The organism is Arthrobacter sp. CAN_A2 (genome assembly GCF_015752045.1).
Lineage (GTDB): Bacteria > Actinomycetota > Actinomycetes > Actinomycetales > Micrococcaceae > Arthrobacter_D.
This window is the reverse complement of the sequence record NZ_JADOUS010000017.1, coordinates 1-17,485: the sequence shown is the minus strand read 5'-3', so window position 1 is coordinate 17,485 and position 17,485 is coordinate 1. Positions and strand designations below refer to the sequence as shown.

The window sequence follows — 17,485 nt, the reverse complement described above, 5'->3', positions numbered from 1 at the left end:
AGTAACAGGACCACCGTGATGGACGTGGAAGCATCACCGACCACCGCCACAGTCAGCGGCAGAATCGTCACACCCACCTGCCAGAATCAAACACATCAGGCAGCCAGTAAGCCCCGATCACACCAACGAAACCGCCTCATGAAAGATCGAGGCTAACACACCCGAGGCGTGCTCGATGAAGATCTTTTTACAGCCGGCGGCCTCGAGCGCGTCAGTTTGACCATCGAGATTCTGCTCCCGGGTCGAAACGCGCGCATATCCAACAGCTGCCATGGGCCAACTGTACTGCGAACGTGCCTGGCAGCACATAGCTCTCGGACACGACCCATGAAACACAACACGCCGTTCCTGACGATCCTACGCGCAAGTGTCTCGTGGACGGTCGTTCACGGCAGTCGGCAGTCGGCAGTCGGCAGTCGGCAGTCGGACCACTATTGACGTCGGCTTGACGACGATTGACCACCAACGCTCACTTCCCATGGGATTGTGCACGCCGAGCTATCGGCTCCCGGACGTTCTTCAGCAACTATCCCTGGGGTGGGGATATGGACATCTGGGGCTTCGTCGTTTGGCAACCATCGCTGTAATAGCGCGGGCTCGCCCTCGCCTGCCGCTGCGGAGCCGTCTGCAGAGCCATCACACTCTGGCTCCACGCGTCACGAGCAACGCCAAGGGCGGCACCTCAAGACGAAGCTCGACGCTGAGCGATCGGCGTCGAGCTTCGTCGTCTCGTGGGGCTCAGCGTTTCTCCCAGCGGAAGCGCCTGATCGCGACCAGGTAGGGCACCACGATCCAGGCCAGGAGAGCAGCGGCCGCGGCGCCGGCCGTCGACAGGTCCAGCGGGCTCGCACCCCAGCCGGCCAGCAGCAGGTTCTGCAGCGCTCCGCCCGGTGTGAGCCGGGCGAGCGTCTCGACACCGTCGTCGAAGGCGGTCCAGAAGAACGATGCGAAGACCACGGCGAAGAACGGGAGGGTGGTGATCTGCGCGGCAGCTGCTGACGGCGTGTAGATGCTCGTGAGCATGCCCGCCGTCGCGCAGAGGGCGAGGAAACCGAGGACGACGCCGAGCACCACGAAAGGCCGCGCGGGGGCGTCCATCCCCGCTGTCCCGAACCCGACCGCGATGATGACGAGCTGTCCGGCTACGAGGGCGACGATCGGTGCCAGCATGCCGAGCCAGATCACGGTGTCGGAGGACTCGCCGCTGCGTAGCCGCTTCAGGAAGAGCTCCTCGCGGCGCGTGGCCATGGTCGTCGTCGCCGTCAGGTACACGCCGAGCAGGGCGACGGTCATGAGGGTCAACCCCGCCATGATGGCGGTCGACTCGGGGTCGACCATCTGCTCCGCGCCGAAGTAGTAGAAGTACACGGCCATGGCGATCGGCATCAGGACGGCCCCCAGGAGCACCGTCTTGTTGCGGAAGATGATGCGCAGCTCCATGAGGGCGATGGAGGTGATGCGGCTCGCGGCCGACGGGCTGTGGATCGTGGTCGGGGGGATCTCTGCGAGGGTGGTCATGGTTCTCTCCTGTCAGGGGGCTGGTGGGTCGGAGGTCAGTCCGTGGCGCCGAGGCTGACCCGGCGGAAGACCGCCGCGAGGGAGGCCTCCGAGGCGGACAGGCGATCCAGACGGACACGGTTGCCGTCCGCCCAGGACAGGACCCTCCAGAGATCCTGCTGAAGGTCCAGGGAAGCCACGTTCACCCGGGTGCTGTGGGGGGTCGGAGTGAAGTCGGGGGACAGCCCGAGCCCGCCGAGCTGCAGGACGTCGACGGACGCGTCCACCTCGAAGGAGATGACCGACGGCTCATGCGCCAGCACCTCCCGGAGAGTGCCTTCCACGGCGATCCTGCCGCTGTGCATGATCGCGAGGCGGTCCGCGTAGCGTTCGGCCTCCTCGAGGTAGTGGGTCGTCAGGACCACCGTGGTCCCGGCGTCGTTCAGGCCCTGGACGAGATCCCAGGTCCGTTCTCTCGACTCCGGATCGAGGCCCGTGGTCGGCTCATCGAGGAACAGGAGGTCCGGTTCGTTGGCTGTGGCGAGGAGCAGATCGAGGCGACGCCGCTGGCCGCCCGAGAGCATCTTCACGCGGGTGGTGGCCTTCGCCGCGAGATCGAGGGCCTCCAGCCCGGTCGCGATGACGTCGGCCTGCTTCCTGGGCCGCGGGGCCGCGGAGAGGCGGAGCCAGAGCCGGCAGGTCTCCTCGACCGTGAGGTCGTCGGCGAACCCGGCCTCCTGCAGCATGATGCCCAGGCGGGGCCGGATCGCGGCCCTGTCGCGATGGGGGTCGCCGCCCAGGACGGACACCCGGCCGGCAGTCGCCGGGCGATGCCCCTCGAGCGTCTCCATGGTGGTGGTCTTGCCCGCGCCGTTGGTGCCGAGCAGGGCGAAGAACTCCCCGTTCCGGATGGACAGGTCGATGCCGCGGACTGCCTCGTAGGGGCCGTAGGAGCAGCGCAATCCCTCGGCGGACACCGCGATCGTGTCGGCGGGGTCTCCGGCGTCGGCCCGATGTCCGTGCCGGGAGGAGAGGGCCTGGGTGCTGGATGAAGTGGTCATGGATCAATCCTCACCAGCTACTCCGGCACGCGTCAGTGGCTGTCCGTCACGACCCCGTCCGGTGGTTCCCACGTCGGGACCGTGACAGATGTCATGGTCCTACGATGGGGACCATGGCGCCATTCACCCCTCGACGCAGGACCCCGGTTCGGGTGACCACGGAACAGCACGAGATCATGCCCGTGCCGGAGATCGGCCGGGGTGTCAGGGCTACCTGGCGCTACACGGTGGTGACGATCGCGGTCTGGGGTGTCTTCGTCAATGCGGTCGCCACCTTCGTGCTGCTCGGTGGTGCCGGGTACGGGATGCAGCCGCTCGACCTCGTGATCCTCGTGCTCGTGACGGCGTCCACGGCATCGCTGGTCCGCTACTGCTGGTTCTTCAAGTCCGGACTGGGCGGCGGGCTGCCGGCCCGCCCCTACACCCTGGGCCTGCTCCTGCCGGCCGGCGCCCTCTGGTTCGTCGGTCTGGCCCAACCGCATGCCCTGTGGGTGGGGGCCGTTCCCCTCTGGCTGGCGTGCAATGCGCTGGCAGTCGTCGTCGGCCGGCGCGCCCGGTGGTGGATCCTCGGTGTCGGGCTGGTCGTGCTCGTCGCGCATGGACTCCTCGGCCTCCTGCTCGGGCAGGGCATCGGTGGACCCTCCTGGGAGGACGGCTCGGTGGGTGCCCTGGCGGTCTGGGCGCTGATGTCTCCGGGCCTCTACGTCGCGAGCATCTGGTGGTGGGACATCGTGCTGCGCCTCGACGACAGCCGCCGCACGTCCGGGGAGCTTGCGGTGACCAAGGAGCGATTGCGCTTCGCCGCCGACCTGCACGACATCCAGGGGCACCACCTCCAGGTGATCGCGTTGAAGACGGAGCTCGCAGGCAGGTTGCTCGACGTCGATCCCGCGGCCGCCCGCATCCAGATCGCGGAGGCGCAGCAGCTGGCCCGGACCGCGCTGGAGGACACCCGCGCCCTCGTCCACGGATACCGCACGGTGTCCCTCGCGGCCGAGGCGGCCAATGCCGCGGAGGTCCTCCGCGCCGCGGGCATCGAGTGCTCGGTGGACGTCGACGCCGAGGAGCTGCCGTCCGAGGCGAGGACCCTGTTCGGCCTCGTGATCCGTGAGGCCACGACCAACATCCTCCGTCACAGCGAGGCGACCACCGTGACACTGCGCCTCACCCGCTCCGGCGTCGGATCCGTCCTGACGGTGCTGAACGACGGCGCGTGTGGCGGCGTCGATGCCCGCCCCGGCGGTTCCGGCATCGATGGGCTCCGCCGTCGGTTCGAAGCCGTCGGGGGAGGGATCGAGGTCCGGCGGGAAGGCGGTCTCTTCCGGCTCACGGCCAGAACGTCCGGGCGACCGGCCGCCGGTGGTGCCGTGCCCGCTGCTGTCCCTGTCCCGGACGTGCAGGAGTCGGGCCTGCGGACAGAGGCGGCCGAAGACTCGGCCGATCCCGCCGCCCACACGGTCGATTCCCGCCGGAGTCGGCGATGATCCGGGTGGTCCTCGCCGACGACGAGCATCTCATCCGGGGCGCGCTCGTGGCGCTGCTGGGGCTGGAGCCCGACCTCGAGGTGGTGGCGAGTGCGGACAACGGGACCGACGCCCTGCGGCTCGCGAAGGAGCACGTCCCCGACGTGTGCGTCCTTGACCTCGAGATGCCGCCGACCGACGGCATCTACACCGCGGAGGAGATCCTCCGGACGGTGGCCACGCGCGTGGTGATCGTCACCCGGCATGCGCGGCCCGGTGTGCTGCGGCGGGCCCTGGCGAGCAGGGTGTCCGGGTTCGTCCCGAAGTCCACTCCTGCCGACCAGCTGGCCAACGTCATCCGGGATGTCGCCGCGGGCCGCCGCTACGTGGATCCGGACATCGCGGCCAGTGCCCTGTCCGGTGAATCGTGCCCGCTCACCGTCCGTGAACTCGACGTCCTGCGGCACGGCCGGCAGGGCGCCAGCCTGCAGACGATCGCGCGCGAACTGCATTTGGCGCCGGGCACGGTCCGGAACTACGTGTCCTCCGCGATGACCAAGCTGGACGCGACGTCGCGCCATGAAGCCGCGACGCTGGCCTGGGAGCAGGGCTGGATCTGAGACGCCCGGCCCAAGGTTCCGCCCATGGGCCATCGTCGAAAAGAACACGGTCGTCCGTGATGGAGTGGAGATGCCCAGACTGAGAGGCGCCGCACGGGCGGGTAAGCCGAAGTTCGCGCTGGCGGTCGAGCCGGCAAAGCATCCGGGCCGCGCAGAGCGCACTCCGCAATGAGCTCAAACACGAGGATCACATAGTCGAGCCGCCACCCGAGCGCCGCGTGATGCTCACAAACAGCACTGGTCCAGCCAGACCATCTCAACAACCCGATCAAGAACGACTTGCCTGCATTCAGGCGAAATACACGTCGGTCATCCGTGGTCCAGTCAAAGGATCCTTTATAGGCTCTGACGAGCGGTGAATTAGTGCGGCAGGTTAGCGGAATCGAGGTATTGCTGCAGGGCTGCTTCCGATACCCGGTAGGAGCGGCCAAAACGGATACCGTTCATCGCCCCGGACTGCACCAGCCGATACACCGTCATCTTCGAAACCCGCATCTGGGCGGCGATCTCCGCGACAGTCAGAAGATTTTCCGTTGGGCTGTTATTGACCGTTGTCACATCTGCTCCTTAGATCTCGCTAGGTTCAGGCGCCACTTCTGTTACTCCTTCACCATGGGTTTCCCTCCCGTGGATTGCACGAGTAGTCGCTACCTGTTTCCTGGTTGTGCGAAACAAGTAGCTTGATGGCACCTCGTCCTGATGGTGCCCTGACCCTCCTCCACCGGCAGTAACCAGCCTGAGCCGACCAGCTCCGGGCCCGCTACGGGTATCGCCGGATGTCACTTTCTCTGACCCCCATCCACATCTGGCTGCCGATCGTCGGTCAGGGATGAAGCGTGCTGGACACTGCTGCGCCCCCAGATCATGGAGCTCACCGAACCGCTACCAAACTCCCCCTGCCGCTCCAGTCAAAGGATCGCTCAGTGATAATCCTCGAGCACCTCTTACTCGTTGATCAGCCGGAATCGCTTGTGCTTCTCAACGATTACGCATCTCTCGGCGACGGTTGGCGCGCATGAAGCTGAGCAGACTTCCGACGATTGTCGCGAGGCCGCCGATCATGCCACCGACGACGGCGCCCTGGGCCATTCCCCCGAAGAAACCTTCTCCCGGGGTCACCTCGATGCGAGGAAGGGTCAGCAACGGCTGACCGGTGAAGACGGTGTACGTCATAGCTGCGAAGGTCAGCGTCATCATGACACCGAAGACAACAGTGCTCACCATCGTGGACCGGGCGCCGGCGTTCTCGGCAAGCTTCTGCATGTTCACGTCTCGCCGTCTGGCGTACCAGACGGCTGCCCCCGATGGCAGGAGTGTCACTACCAGCAGGACCACCGGTAGCAGGAGGAACCCGAACACGGAGGCGACGAAAGCGCTCAGCAGGCCCGCGCTGCGCAGGAGTGCGAGGTGCGGATGATGTGTGCCGCGGCCTCAGTATTCTGCGTGCAAGAGGGCCTCAAGCGCCTGACGGTGTCGGCGGTATGCAGCACTGCCGGCTCTGGTGATCGTGTAGGTCGTCGTGCTTCCGTGCCCACGTCCGGACTTGCTGACTTTGACGTAGCCAGCGGCTCGCAGTGCTGACATCTGCTTGGACAAGTCTGAGTCCGAGAGCTGGAGGTGGGTGCGCAGGAAGGAGAAGTCGGTGCCGCTGGTGGCGGCGAGGATAGCCATCGCCGCAAGCCGCTTAGGGGCGTGAATGACCGCGTCGAGGTCAGTGAGCGGCGAACTCACGCCAGTCGCTCTCGGACCTGCTGAACGGCGCGGGGATATACGACCCGCTCATACACCCAGGTCATAGTCAGCGTCGTGACGAAGATGGCACCGAGCCCCGCTTGCCACTCAAGGAGCATCCACACCGCTACGCTGACCACCGCGGATCCAGCCAGTGCCACGAAGCACCAACGGTACGCGCGCTTGACCTCCTTAGGTGCCGACCTCATCCTCGGCGAGGTACCCCACTTGGCCCGGTAGGCGACATAGAACAAGCTCACGGCAATGATCGCAGCGACCTGCAACGCGAATCCCGCTGCCCCCTGGCCCTGGCTGATGAGCAAAGGCCCCGCCACCATCGCGGTGAAGAAACCCGCCATCAGGGGTTGGTACCACCACTGGGTCACGGGGTAGTTCACGAACGGAGCGGCACCGGCCACTTCAGCGTCCCGCAGGGCATCCCGAGTATTTTCCATAACGGAAAGCATCTCAAGAGCTTTCCACTTGCGCAAGTGTCAGGTCGCACCGCCGCGCGCATCCGATGGCGCCAGAGCCTTCACTCGCCTCGGCCGAGGGGCATCAGCTTCCTGTCGTGGTGCGGCTGATCGCGCGCCAGGATCTGGCCCCGAGCAGGAACGCGATGGCGGCGATGAGGGTGGGAACGACGAGCCAGGACCAGTCGCCGCTCCAGCCGATGCCGAAAGCTTCAGCGGTGGAGTATGCGGTGACGTCGACGGTGAAGAACCTGGCTTCTGCTTCTGTGGATCCGGTGGATTCGAGGGCGGCGAGCATCCCGAACGCGTAGGACAGGAAGACCGTCCAGTAGATCAGCAGGGCCGCTCCGGCGAAGATCACCCCGATGGACAACAGGGGCCTGCGATGGGTGTCGCCAGCGTACTGCTCAGCGAGGGCTTTCGGTGAGCCCAGGTCGTGGAGGCTGGTGTGCGTCCCTCGGGGGTCACCGGCCAGGGTCTGCCGGAGTTCCTTGAGGGTTGATCGGCGTTCCTTGCCGGGCATGACTGCTTCCAGATGCCAGTCGAGTCGGGTGAGGTACATGCCGGTTCGTAGTCGGTCACCGAGGGAGCGGTGGAGTGTTTTCGTTGATCCGGGCGCGTTCTCAGACATGGGGTGTGTGCTCCTTCTCGGTGGCGGCGTCAACGGCGGTCGCGACAACCCGCCACTGATCCTTCAGGGTTGCTCGCGCCGTGTTGCCTGCTTCTGTCAGGGCGAAGTACTTCCGCGGCGGTCCGCTCGTCGAGGGGGCCATGCGTGTGCTCACGAGTCCGTCTCGTTCGAGTCTGCTGAGCAGCGGGTACATCAGCCCGGTGGTCACCTCCAGGCCCAGGTCCGCGAGACGTTCGATGAGCTGATACCCGTAGGACTCTTCGTCGGCAATCAGGGTGAGCGTCAGCAAAGGCAGAGCTGCCCGAGTGGACTGTGCATCCTGCTGCGCCTGAATTCTCGACATAGTAGTAATAAACCATTAATACTGGAACGGCACAAGTGTGACCTGCTACCGATATGGCGTATGCGCCGCCACGCGAACCGCATGCCGATCCTCGGCGGTCCAGTCAAAGGATCCTTCACAAGAATGGTCGTTCGCGGGTGATGTGACCCGGCGGGCTTTACAGGCTAACTACTTAGAGACACAATCTAGTCATGGAAGTCCCCAGCTCAAATCCGCCAACAACAGAAAGTGCTGACTGGCCCAGTGATTGGCTGAGGGCCACCCTGGGCTTCCTCTGCCTCCGCGCACTCTCCGCTGGTCCTTCCTACGGATACGCGATCATCAGCGAACTGGAGAGCTGCGGCTTCGGCGCCGTCAAGGGCGGAACCCTGTACCAGCTCCTGACCCGCTACGAAACAGCAGGCCTCGTCACCACGGAATGGCGGGCCGGCGACGGCGGGCCCGGCCGCAAATACTTCGCCCTCACCGAGAAGGGCCACGCCGAACTCACACGCCTCAGCGCCGACTGGCTGCGCTTCACCGATGCCACGACCCGCTACCTCGACCGACCCACCACGGAGGGCTCCGCATGATCCAGCAGACCAGCGACAAAAAGTGGTTCGACCAGCTCATCCTGGAACTCCGACTACGCCAAGTCCACGGAAGCGCCATCGGCGACACCATCGCAAGCGCCAAGGAACTCCTGCGCGATACCGGCCAACGGGCCGAGGAAGCGTTCGGGCCCGCCCGCGACTACGCCGAGGCACTCGAGCTTCCCTCCGCACCGAAACACGAGTGGGTGCGGAAAGCGCTCTGGCCCTCAACGCTCGGACTCCTGGCCTTCCTGCTGTTCAACCAGGCACTCGTTCCCTGGACCCGGTCCGAACTCTTGCTGGTTTCCCCTGCACAGCTGGCTTTCCTCGCCACACCAGTGGTGCTCATCGCCTTCCTGCCGCTCTACCTCGACGCCATCATCCGCCGGATCTGGCTCTGCGTCGGTATCAGCGGTATCGGCGCACTCTCAGGAGTCCTATCAGCCGTCACCGCCCCGGAAAACCGGGCAGAAGCATGGCTGGCCGTCGACCCGCTGCCCTGGCTGATCGGCAGCGCCCTGGTCATGGTGGCATTCTCGATCAGGAACACCACCCAATCAGCCTTCACAACAGGCGACGATGACATCACCGACCCCAGCTCGCCGACCGCAAATAACACCGGAACCGGGATGAAAGTCTTCGTCCAGATCACTAACTGGCTCTTCCCTTTACTCGCCCTCTTCATGCTCGGCCTCGCACTAGCACTGCGATGACACTGGGATGACACTGCGCTGACTCTGCCAGGGCCACCTGCCACTCCACGCGGCAGCGCACGCGTGGCAGGAGACCGCCCAGAGTCGCCTTTGTGATGCGCGCTGCGCATTGCGTTCCGTATTGCCGTTATGCCCTGCCGCGGGCATGAGCCTGAGGCGGTTATGTCTTGCTCGGGTCAGCGGGTCTCTCGGGGCGCCGTTTGCGAACGTAGAAGCAGTCCGGGAAGCGTGTCGTGGCCGCTTCCCATCCGTCTTTCCGGGATGGTAATGCTCGCGGTGAGAACACTGACACCCGCATGATTTCCCACCTCTGATCGTCGTGCTGCTCGAGAACGTGCTCGCCGTGGAAGGAGCGGATCAGTCGCCAGCCCTGCCGTCCGGCTTCGGCGAGATGGACCATCTCCTCGCCACGAGACACCGGGCCGAGGATCCGGGTGGCGTCGCCGTGATCCTCGCGCGGTGTGTACGTCGGGTCGAAACGCTGTTGAACAGCCTGGCGCGTAGTGCCCAGGAGTGTCCCAATTCTCGCCCAACTCACGCCGGCCTCGTGAGCAGCCCGCACAGCTTGTCCCTGGAGTTCCGTGGAAGTACGAACAAGGTCATGGAAGGCGATGACGGAGGCCAGGAGTTGCTCGGTCGTCGGCGACGCGGGACCGTCGGTAGGCACTGCTCCGCGGTGGACGGCGAGCTTGGAGAGCTCGACAGACAGTTGCGGGTCCAGGGTGTTGCTCACGGGGTCGTGTCACCGTCGGCGGGGCGCCAGGGCTGGGTCCGAGGGGTTGGCCTGGGTCTCTCGGTCCGTCGAACCAAAAGCCAGACAATGCCCGCAATGACAGCCGCCCAGCCGGCGACGCTGATGATGATTCCCGGGACGCCGATCCCAACGACAGCCCCGAACACCCCAAGCGCCAGACCGATAATGATGAGGGCAAGCAGTGTGGTGCGGGTGGCTCGAACCTTCGAGGCTGTAGTCATGAGGCAAGTTTTACTTGCCTTCATGAGGAAGTCAATGACTGAGAATCGGTCACTGCGCACGACGCAAACCTGCGAGCACTCACCGCCTTGGCTCGTTCCAGCATCTTTCGGGTCGTCGAAGGGGTCATCCAATCAAAGGATCCTTTGACTAGACGCCCGGGGGCCACCTGTAGCCGCCGAGTGCCGGCTGCACCTGAACAGCGCATGGGTGACATAGGGTCGTTTCATGTATCCCGGGTTTGACATTGTTCCGCTCGACGGAAGTCCCTCCGACAACTTCACAGGAATCGACTTCACCGCTTCCGTTCGCGGTCCTTCCGTATATGACACGCGTCTAGTTGAAGATCAGGTCATGAAAGCTTTGGAGCAGGAGCTGACAAAGGCAGGATTTGCCACACGCCGCTGTCGACTTCCAGGTGTCGGGTCCCCAGCCACCGGCGCACCCCCCTTTTACGAATTCTTGAACTGGATTCACGAGAACTGGGACTTCCTCAAGGGAGTGGCCTCCACCATTGTAAGTTGGGTCGTCTTCGTTCAAGGCAAGGCTCGTCTCCTCGAGAGGACACTCAACAATCGCGCGCTCGACCCTTACAAACCCTCGGTCTTCGTTGAGCTATTGGTGCGGACCACAGCAGACGGGAGCGAGGAAGTAGGAGATGCAGCTTACTCGATTGGGGCTTTCCTTCAGTATTTGCCGCACCTTAGTGCATGTCTAGCTGAGGAATTCCCCGAACAGAGATTCACACTACGAGTATCGAACAAGAGCGGCATCCTGCCTTATACCCACTTCAAAGTCGCAGAGATCCGTCGGTCAGACGTCGCCAAAGTGGTGCGTTACATGAATACTCGTCGTGGACTTACTGGCGTCAGAGCAGTCCTCCTATACCGGCAATTCGGTGTCCTCACACGCCTTCGACCGGTTAGGTCGATGGACGAATTCTTTCGGCTGATGGTGGGTCGGTAAGTGGATGACCCCCAGCCTTGGGCGTGACAAGCCACCAAATTCGCCGGCCGTGGCTACCGCAACGCGAACAACTACCGCTCCCGTGCCCTACTGACCAGTGCCACCCCGACGGCGGCATGACACTCACCTCAGCGAAATCATCCCCCACGAACCACGAAGAACCAGTAGACGGCACTGACCATGTGCGGATGGTCCGGCGGATGGCGCGGGATGCAAAGTAGTGGCCAGCGCAGAGGCCTTCCGATGCGCTGTCATGGCGACCACCAACCACCCGTCCCAACCTGGCGTCGCTGACGGTCCTCGAGCGTGCGACATGGCATTCATACTCTTCAGCCTGTGCCCCTCACCAAGACCCAGCCGATACGATGAGGGTATGAAGGGAAGCATGGTCGCGTTGTACACGCTATTCGCATCGGTGGATCGAGAAATCGTCATCCCTGTGTACCAGCGAAATTATGATTGGCAGCATGTGAACTGCGAACGGCTTCTCGCGGACCTCACTTCGGTGATCAAGGAAGACCGGCCGAAACACTTCTTCGGTTCAGTCGTAGTGAACCCAGAGACGACCTGGAGTCTGGTTGTCATCGACGGCCAGCAACGCCTCACTACCATCAGCGTCCTTATCCTTGCTCTCATCAGACTTGTGGAGGACGGTTCTCTCAAAACCTCCGAGGCGGACCTCGCGACGAGATTGCGAAAGTTCCTCGTCAAGGACGATAGCTCCCGCGAGACGACTGTCCGCCTCAAACCGGTGAAAGACGACGCAACGGCGTATGCCCGGCTCTTCGGGTCGGACAAAGACTTCATTGCCTCATCCAACATCACTTCAAACTACCAGTACTTCCTCAAAAATCTTCCCCTTCATGGCCTCGACGCTGACCAATTGTGGAAGGCCGTCTCTCGACTAGAGATAATGCACCTCGACCTCGAAAAACACGATGCACCCCAACAAATCTTCGAATCCTTGAATTCCACTGGACTTGCACTATCCGAAGCCGACAAAGTACGCAATCTGGTGCTCATGGATCTGACTACGACCGAGCAGAATCGAGTCTACGAAGACTACTGGAATCGCATCGAGAAGAACGTCGACCACGCGACGGACGAGTTTCTCCGCTGGTATCTTGTCACCAAGACCTCTACTACTCCGAAGCTAGACGACGTGTACGAGGCATTCAAGAAGTTCGCTGCAAAGCAGGGGACTAAAGGTGCAGAATTGCTTGAGGATGTCAGGGACCACTCCGAGCACTACAGAGACATCCGGAACAGCACAATCGGAGAGACGATCATTGATCGCAGAGTCAAACGGCTCAATATATTGCGTGCTGACGTCGTCCTACCGTTCCTCATGCCAGTCATCGCCGAACTACGCGCTAAAACCGTGACGCCGGAAGACGTGGCTGACGTCCTCAGAATTCTAGAGTCTTATCTGTTTCGGCGAATTGTCTGCGATGTACCGACCAACACACTGAACAAGCTCTTTGCTGGAATGTACCGAGAGGTTCGCACCGTGCGTGGGCGTGACGATTCGTTTGCTGAAGTCTTCGCTTACTCATTGCTGCGTCGAGACGGCTCCGCAAGATTCCCCGGTGACGAAGAGTTTCGCTCTGAGTTTGAACACCGCAATATGTATCGAATAAATCGTGAGCGACGCCTCTACCTCTTCGAGTGCTTGGAAAACGGAACTTCCAAGGATGCCCTCGATGTCGCAACGAGGTTGGGCGATGGTGAAATCAGCATCGAACACGTGATGCCACAGTCTCTGACCGCTGTCTGGCGCGATTCACTGGGAGAGAACGCGGATGAGATCCATGGCGAATGGCTTCATCGCATCGCCAACCTCACAGTGACCGGATACAACAGCACCTATTCCAACCTTCCTTTTCCGGAGAAGAGAGACCATCCGGAAGGTTTTGCGGCCTCCCCGTATCGCCTCAATCACGGCATCCGCTCAAAACTAAACTGGGGACTTGCAGAGCTGAGGGCCCGAAGTGCAGAGCTCTCAGCTTGGGCGTTGAGTTACTGGGCGCTGCCCGAAACCAGTTTTGAACCGTTGAAGAAGCAGCTGCCCGAGATGCCGCTCGGAGAAGACACTGACTTTACAAATGCTAGAGCCGTGGCCTTCAATTTCAACGGAGTTGAACGAGCGGTCTCGAGTTGGCGAGACCTGACCATACAGGTGATTCGACTACTCGATGAAGTTGACCACGAAGCGGTCTTTGACGCAGCTGGGAAAAGCTCGTTGTTCACCGTCGGACAGAGCTTGCCGAACTCCCAGGTAGAGATCATGCCAAGTTTGTCCATGGACATGAACAACAATACTTGGACGAAGACCCAGCAGATCCGCGCAATGTTCAAGGCTGTGGGGACTAGCCCGGATGATCTCATACTGTATTTCCCAGCTGATGAGCCGCCGGAGGCCGCCACCCCAGCGCCTGCGGTGACCGATGATGAAAAGCTCTATCCGTTTTCGGATCTAAGTGCGTTCATTGATGTGTTCGAAGAGCGATCCGGGCAACGGCGGACTCCAGAAGACAACATTCAGCTGATCGACCAGTTCTTGGCCGCATTGGCTCCGCACCGGCGCTCGGATTACCTGGAACAATTGGGTATGAACGCCTTCCAGTTCAGCGCCAACTCAGAACGACTTGACGCGGCTACTCTGAGCCAGCTCCTGGCGCTTATCTCAGCAAAGGCAGTTGAACAAGAGTCGTTCAACCCACAAGCTGTTCACATGGCCATTATGGATGGATCTTTGCTCGATTGGTTGCGACGTTTGGATGCTCTTGCGATGTCTTCAGTCTGACGCGAATCGTGGGGCAGGGCCCTGCCGTGGACACCTGCGCGGAGTGCAGGTGTCCACGGCAGCTTGATCGTCCAGCTTGGGCTCGCGGGTTAGTAGTTGGCGGCGATGTAGTTGTAGGCGTTGTCGAAGAGGTCGGCTTGCCGGTGGAGTTCGTACTTCTTGAGGACCTTCCGGACTTCGAGGCGCACGAGCTTGTCGCCGCGCTGGGTTTCGCTCCACCCGGAGTAACTCACCGACTTCACGATCGAGTCGATGTCACGAACGACCTCGCCGACGATGACCGGGACGCCGTCGGGTTTGAACTCCTCGAAAATCTGGGTAAGCGCACCGACGTTCGGGTCCAGCAGGTCCAGGCCGGCCTCCCCGGCTTCATCCTCCGCGGTCTCGGCGTTCTTCACATCGGTGGCGAGGACGAAAATCTGACTGATGTAGTCGATCGAGTCCTGCGTCTTCGTGAACGCGTTCAACCGGATCTTCTCCAACCGCTCCGCCAACGACTTGTACACGGGGTGATCCCCGTTGGCCCCGGCCAGGCGCTTCTTGATCCGGGCCGCGATCCCGTCGACGACCTCCACCAGCGTCGGCTCGTCCTTGGTCACCCCTGGTTTCTTCTCGGGGTAGATGCCGGCCTCGCGGAGCTTGGCGATGGTGTCCTCGTCGGCGATGACCGCGGTCCTGCCGATGTTCAGGACACCCTGACTGGTCATGTTCTCGTGCACCATGGCCAGGGTCTTCGTGCCGAGCTGCTCCCAGAGCATGTCGAGGGCACCGCTGGAGGGCCGCGACGCGTCGTAGATCTTCGCCAGCCACTTGTAGTCGTCCTTGTACTGATCCAGCCTCGAGTCCGGCCACAACAACCCCCACACGGCGCTGAGGGTGCCGAACTGGGCGGCGAACCGGTCCCGGAACTTCCCCGGCGGGATCCGCTCGAACGCCGCCTGCAATGTCGCGTGATCCGCGACCGACTTATCAATACCGACGAAGCGGGCCAGGGTGTCATCGAGCTGCTCGGCGAACTCCTCGATCAGCCCGTCGACGGCGATCTTTTTCTTCGCCCGCTCGGGGTCGGTCGGGTACATGGCCTTGGCGAACTCGTCGCCGATGCCGAAGTAGTCCACGATCAGCCCGAACTTCTTTTCCTTGCCGGTGACCGGGTTCTTCCACGTCCGGTTGGTCCGGGTGATCGTCTGATACAGGGTGTGCAGCCGCAACGGCTTATCCAGGTACATGACGCCCTCGTTGTCGGCGTTGAACCCGGTACCGAGCTTGGAGGTGACAATGAGGAACTTCAGCGGATCATTGAAGTTCCGGAACCGGCGCAACACCTTCTCCTCCGCCGCCGCATCCAACTCATACCGCGAGTAATCCGCCGCCCCGTCGGCCTTCCCGCCGACCGTCATGACCACGGCCGCCTCATCCCGGCCCCCACCCACACCGGTGGCGACGGCACTAGCGCCGACACCACCAACAGCGGTGCTGCCGGCGCCTGTGGCGGTACCGGCGGCGCGGTGGATGAGTTGGCGGGTGAGTTCCTGCTCGTAGGCAGCGCACATCGCCCTGTTGTAGACGACGACCTGGGCTTTCATGCCCAGCGGGTCGATGACCGAGTAGAAGTGCTCGATGATGTCCTTGCAGACCGCCTTGATGCGCTCGGGGTTGGAGACGATCACGGCCAGGGTGCTGATCTTGGAGGCGATGAAGTCCTTCTCCTCCTCCCCCAAACCCTCAGCGGCGGCCATCGCTTCGAACTCGGCGTCGATCGTAGTCTTGTCGATGTGGACGGTGACCATCCGCGGGTCCACGTGCATGGGCACCGTGGTCCCGTCGGCGATGGACCGGTCCGAGTCGTAGACACTCAAGGTGTGCCCGGGGTCCTTCGGGTCCCCGTAGAGCGTGAACGTGTTCCTGTCCCCGTCGGAGATCGGGGTGCCGGTGAAGCCGAAGAACCGGGCGTTCGGGAGCGCCTGTCGCATCTTCAGGCCCAGGTCGCCTTCCTGGCTGCGGTGCGCCTCATCGACTAGGACCACGATGTTCTCCCGGAGGCTCAGCACGCCGGCGTCTTTGAACTTGTGGATCGTTGAGGCGATGACTCCGCGCTGATCGGCGAGCAGCATCTCCCGCAACTCCCGGGCTGTCTCCGGGGTGGCGACCCCACCGTCCTTCGTGTTCCGGAACTGATCCCCGGACTGCGCGACCAGCTGGGTTCGGTCCGCGATGAGGATCACCGTCGGGTTCCTCATCGCCTGGGTCTTCATCAGCTTCCCCGAAGTGAACACCATGGCCAGGGTCTTGCCCGAGCCTTGGGTGTGCACGATCAGGCCCTGCTTGCCTCCCGGTTCCAGCACCCGGTTGTAGATGGCCTCGGAGGCGTGGACCTGCGGGTAACGGGCCAGGATCTTGAAGAACTGCGCTACCCCGTCCCGCTCCGACTGCTCATACAGCGTGTAATCGGCCAGCATCGACAGCACCTGGAAGGGTGAAAGGAGCTGCTCGACGCCCTGCTTCACACGCTCCCACCCGCCCAAGGTGGGGTCCCCGTCCATGTCACCCCAGGGCTTCCACTTATCCACCGGCTGGCGGACAGCGCCGTAGGCGAACTCCTTCCCGTCGGAGGCGAAGGACAGGACGTTGGGCACGAAGAAGGACTTCTGCTTGATCTCGTAGGAGTCGTGGATGTCCTTGGCGCCCTTCACCCAGGAGATCGACGCGCTCGTGTTCGTCTTTGTCTCCCCCACCACCAAAGGAATTCCGTTGACCCACAGCACGATCCTTCAGAGGGACGGTCCACCGTGACGTCATCAAGGTGCCTCAGATGACCTTCGAGCCAGCTCCTGCATACTGGTGCGGTATGGGGAAGAAATGGCTGATCGCTGTCCTGGTGGGAGTACCACTGATCTTTGTAGCGGGAATCATCTATTGGTTTCTGCACCCTCAACTCACCCTCACGCTCGAGGACCTGATGGATGCCGAGTACACAGGCAACGACGTGACCACCGAGGTCACGGAGATCACTGACTCGGCGTGCAGCCCTGACATTGGCTGCGTCGAGGCGTACAGCACAGCTGAAGCGAACTACTACCGTTTCCGAACGCATGCCGCGGCGACAGAGTACAACGCGACCCTTACCGACAGTTTCAGCGTGAACTACTTCGTCATGGACTTCGCCGGCAAAGACGCTTCCGTGAACGACCAGCTTTTCGCCATGCAGCAGTTGGCAGGTACGTGGAACGACTACGAGGGTGACTTCCCGGTCCGCTAACCTGCTCGAGCCGTCTGCTCGGTGAAGGATCCATATCTGGCATCAGGCAGACATCCCCGAGCAGGACTAACTACCCATAATCAGACGAAGAGTTGGAGGAAGCTCATGCAGACAGGTCTGCTCCCGGATACGGCTGGCTCCATCATCAAGCTGAACTTCGGGCAAACGCCCGGCAACGAAAGTTGGGCGACCCTCGTGCCGGACACGTGGCATCACCGGACAAAAACATTTAGCGGTCTCATCTGGTGTTCTCCCTCTTTCTCCGAAGTCGGGGAAGCAGATTGGTCGGGTCCCCGGGTAGGAGTCCGGTGTCTGTGTGAGTTTCGCATCCGATAATGGATGCAGGAGGAGATTCACTAGTTATGGCACGTAGACAT

At 62.5% G+C, this 17,485-nt stretch carries 17 protein-coding genes; 6 read left to right on the top strand and 11 right to left on the bottom strand.

Annotation, left to right across the window (positions count from 1 at the left end):
• Positions 1–117: 117 nt before the first annotated feature.
• The 3 genes from IWX63_RS15345 to IWX63_RS15335 all read right to left on the bottom strand — a co-directional run bounded on the left by IWX63_RS15345 (position 118) and on the right by IWX63_RS15335 (position 2,558).
• Positions 118–273 (bottom strand): recombinase family protein, encoded by a 156-nt coding sequence (locus IWX63_RS15345; protein WP_442859135.1) that lies wholly within the window; start codon positions 271–273, stop codon positions 118–120.
• 465 nt (positions 274–738) lie between these two features.
• On the bottom strand, positions 739–1,518 hold the full coding sequence (locus tag IWX63_RS15340; protein ID WP_199279023.1) for a hypothetical protein: 780 nt from the start codon (positions 1,516–1,518) through the stop codon (positions 739–741).
• 35 nt (positions 1,519–1,553) lie between these two features.
• On the bottom strand, positions 1,554–2,558 hold the full coding sequence (locus tag IWX63_RS15335) for an ABC transporter ATP-binding protein (protein ID WP_199279022.1): 1,005 nt from the start codon (positions 2,556–2,558) through the stop codon (positions 1,554–1,556).
• A 152-nt stretch (positions 2,559–2,710) separates the two neighbouring features.
• Here IWX63_RS15335 and IWX63_RS15330 point away from each other — a divergent pair, with 152 nt between their 5' ends.
• Entirely contained in the window at positions 2,711–4,042 is a 1,332-nt protein-coding gene (locus IWX63_RS15330; protein ID WP_199279021.1) for a sensor histidine kinase, read from the top strand.
• Positions 4,039–4,641: a response regulator transcription factor gene (locus IWX63_RS15325; RefSeq protein ID WP_199279020.1), complete on the top strand. Its 603-nt coding sequence runs from the start codon at positions 4,039–4,041 to the stop codon at positions 4,639–4,641. Before IWX63_RS15330 ends, IWX63_RS15325 begins: the two co-directional genes overlap by 4 nt.
• 360 nt (positions 4,642–5,001) lie before the next feature.
• On the opposite strand, the gene IWX63_RS15320 is transcribed toward IWX63_RS15325, so the two are convergent.
• From IWX63_RS15320 to IWX63_RS15295, 6 genes are all read right to left on the bottom strand, one after another.
• Positions 5,002–5,199, bottom strand: coding sequence for a helix-turn-helix domain-containing protein (locus tag IWX63_RS15320; protein WP_334685919.1), 198 nt, complete (start codon positions 5,197–5,199; stop codon positions 5,002–5,004).
• A gap of 420 nt (positions 5,200–5,619) precedes the next feature.
• Positions 5,620–6,000, bottom strand: a complete 381-nt coding sequence (locus tag IWX63_RS15315; protein ID WP_199279019.1) for a hypothetical protein — start codon at positions 5,998–6,000, stop codon at positions 5,620–5,622.
• 72 nt (positions 6,001–6,072) lie between these two features.
• Positions 6,073–6,372 (bottom strand): transcriptional regulator, encoded by a 300-nt coding sequence (locus tag IWX63_RS15310; protein WP_334685918.1) that lies wholly within the window; start codon positions 6,370–6,372, stop codon positions 6,073–6,075.
• Positions 6,369–6,839, bottom strand: a complete 471-nt coding sequence (locus tag IWX63_RS15305; protein WP_199279018.1) for a hypothetical protein — start codon at positions 6,837–6,839, stop codon at positions 6,369–6,371. Before IWX63_RS15305 ends, IWX63_RS15310 begins: the two co-directional genes overlap by 4 nt.
• Positions 6,840–6,930: 91 nt before the next feature.
• Positions 6,931–7,476, bottom strand: a complete 546-nt coding sequence (locus tag IWX63_RS15300; RefSeq protein WP_334685917.1) for a hypothetical protein — start codon at positions 7,474–7,476, stop codon at positions 6,931–6,933.
• Positions 7,469–7,765, bottom strand: coding sequence for a PadR family transcriptional regulator (locus tag IWX63_RS15295; RefSeq protein WP_334685916.1), 297 nt, complete (start codon positions 7,763–7,765; stop codon positions 7,469–7,471). Before IWX63_RS15295 ends, IWX63_RS15300 begins: the two co-directional genes overlap by 8 nt.
• Before the next feature lie 245 nt (positions 7,766–8,010).
• On the opposite strand from IWX63_RS15295, the gene IWX63_RS15290 reads away from it, so the two are divergent.
• The gene (locus tag IWX63_RS15290) at positions 8,011–8,391 is read left to right on the top strand and encodes a PadR family transcriptional regulator (protein WP_199279016.1); all 381 of its coding nucleotides are present in this window, start codon (positions 8,011–8,013) and stop codon (positions 8,389–8,391) included.
• On the top strand, positions 8,388–9,104 hold the full coding sequence (locus IWX63_RS15285; protein WP_199279015.1) for a hypothetical protein: 717 nt from the start codon (positions 8,388–8,390) through the stop codon (positions 9,102–9,104). Before IWX63_RS15290 ends, IWX63_RS15285 begins: the two co-directional genes overlap by 4 nt.
• A 160-nt stretch (positions 9,105–9,264) precedes the next feature.
• Here the strand turns inward: IWX63_RS15285 and IWX63_RS15280 are convergent, their stop codons facing one another.
• Positions 9,265–9,837 carry a hypothetical protein gene (locus IWX63_RS15280; protein WP_199279014.1) on the bottom strand — a complete coding sequence of 191 codons (573 nt, stop codon included), beginning with the start codon at positions 9,835–9,837 and terminating at the stop codon, positions 9,265–9,267.
• 1,579 nt (positions 9,838–11,416) lie between these two features.
• Between IWX63_RS15280 and IWX63_RS15275 the strand changes: the two genes are divergently transcribed.
• The gene (locus tag IWX63_RS15275; protein ID WP_199279013.1) at positions 11,417–13,849 is read left to right on the top strand and encodes a DUF262 domain-containing protein; all 2,433 of its coding nucleotides are present in this window, start codon (positions 11,417–11,419) and stop codon (positions 13,847–13,849) included.
• An 89-nt stretch (positions 13,850–13,938) separates the two neighbouring features.
• Here IWX63_RS15275 and IWX63_RS15270 read toward each other — a convergent pair whose 3' ends face one another.
• Positions 13,939–16,614, bottom strand: coding sequence for a type I restriction endonuclease subunit R (locus IWX63_RS15270; RefSeq protein ID WP_334685915.1), 2,676 nt, complete (start codon positions 16,612–16,614; stop codon positions 13,939–13,941).
• 47 nt (positions 16,615–16,661) lie between these two features.
• Here IWX63_RS15270 and IWX63_RS15265 point away from each other — a divergent pair, with 47 nt between their 5' ends.
• Positions 16,662–17,108: a hypothetical protein gene (locus IWX63_RS15265; RefSeq protein WP_199279012.1), complete on the top strand. Its 447-nt coding sequence runs from the start codon at positions 16,662–16,664 to the stop codon at positions 17,106–17,108.
• Positions 17,109–17,485: the final 377 nt, after the last annotated feature.

Coding starts and splice junctions, on each gene's coding strand:
- IWX63_RS15290 (WP_199279016.1), top strand. CDS start 8,011: ATGGAAGTCCCCAGCTCAAATCCGCCAACAACAGAAAGTGCTGACTGG.
- IWX63_RS15325 (WP_199279020.1), top strand. CDS start 4,039: ATGATCCGGGTGGTCCTCGCCGACGACGAGCATCTCATCCGGGGCGCG.
- IWX63_RS15335 (WP_199279022.1), bottom strand. CDS start 2,558: ATGACCACTTCATCCAGCACCCAGGCCCTCTCCTCCCGGCACGGACAT.
- IWX63_RS15345 (WP_442859135.1), bottom strand. CDS start 273: ATGGCAGCTGTTGGATATGCGCGCGTTTCGACCCGGGAGCAGAATCTC.
- IWX63_RS15300 (WP_334685917.1), bottom strand. CDS start 7,476: ATGTCTGAGAACGCGCCCGGATCAACGAAAACACTCCACCGCTCCCTC.
- IWX63_RS15285 (WP_199279015.1), top strand. CDS start 8,388: ATGATCCAGCAGACCAGCGACAAAAAGTGGTTCGACCAGCTCATCCTG.
- IWX63_RS15305 (WP_199279018.1), bottom strand. CDS start 6,839: ATGCTTTCCGTTATGGAAAATACTCGGGATGCCCTGCGGGACGCTGAA.
- IWX63_RS15340 (WP_199279023.1), bottom strand. CDS start 1,518: ATGACCACCCTCGCAGAGATCCCCCCGACCACGATCCACAGCCCGTCG.
- IWX63_RS15275 (WP_199279013.1), top strand. CDS start 11,417: ATGAAGGGAAGCATGGTCGCGTTGTACACGCTATTCGCATCGGTGGAT.
- IWX63_RS15265 (WP_199279012.1), top strand. CDS start 16,662: ATGACCTTCGAGCCAGCTCCTGCATACTGGTGCGGTATGGGGAAGAAA.